This window comes from Lysobacter enzymogenes (assembly GCF_017168095.1).
GTDB lineage: Bacteria > Pseudomonadota > Gammaproteobacteria > Xanthomonadales > Xanthomonadaceae > Lysobacter > Lysobacter enzymogenes_D.
Genome location: NZ_LXSD01000184.1, coordinates 1 through 810, shown reverse-complemented (window position 1 = coordinate 810; position 810 = coordinate 1). Strand labels below are relative to the sequence as shown.

The window sequence follows — 810 nt, the reverse complement described above, 5'->3', positions numbered from 1 at the left end:
CGCGAGTGCGGCGTTGGGCGGCGCCGGCGGCAGCGCGATCCAGGGGCCCGGGCGCGGCGTGGGCTCGGGCGCGGCGCCCATCACCGGCGCGATATCCAGCAACGGCCGCTGCGCGATCGCGTCCAGGCGCTGGACGATCGCATAGCCCTGATCGTCGGACATGCCGGCGAAGTGATAGACCGCGGCCAGCTTGTTGCCGTCGTGGGCATCGATGGCGGTGGTGATCGCGCCGACCAGATCGCGCAGATTGCGCGCGCAGCCGCCGACGTAGGCGGCTTCGGGCCTGGCCGCGGCCGCCGCACCGCGCGGCAACCGATCGACCCCGCCGACGGCGGCGCAATCGCGATCGGTGTAGACGGAATTGCCGCGCGCGTCCGTGCAGCGTCGGATCTGCGCCTGGGCGGCGCTCGGCGACAGCGCGGCCGCGGCGAGCGCGAGCGGCGGCAGCAGGGTCAGGAGACGGACGGGGAAAGGCATCGGCGAAGACTAGCGCCGAGGGCAGGGCAGGGACAGTGCAAGGGTCGCCGGACGGCATCGACCGAAGCCGGCATGCCCTGCCGTTGCGGCCCGAAGCGACGAATTCTTAGGCCGCGGCTTCAGCGAAAGCCGGCATCCAACCGAGGCGCAACGCTGTGCCGCTGCGATTCGCAGCAACGAGTCTTCCACCATCCCCCCGGCAAAAGCCGAAACCCATTTCGATCTTGCCGTTGCCGTTGCCGTTGCTTTTCGCTCCCCCCGCCGCCCCGCACTCGCCACAGGCAAACAGAGACCCGAAGGGCGGCGCGCAGGAAGCGCGCCGTGCGCCACCCA

1 protein-coding gene is annotated in these 810 nt (G+C 71.7%); it reads right to left on the bottom strand.

Annotated elements, in window-relative coordinates; genetic code table 11:
* On the bottom strand, positions 1-477 hold a 477-nt coding region (locus A7A76_RS04920; RefSeq protein ID WP_206410146.1), incomplete at its 3' end, for a DUF4124 domain-containing protein.
* Between the last annotated feature and the right edge of the window lie 333 nt (positions 478-810).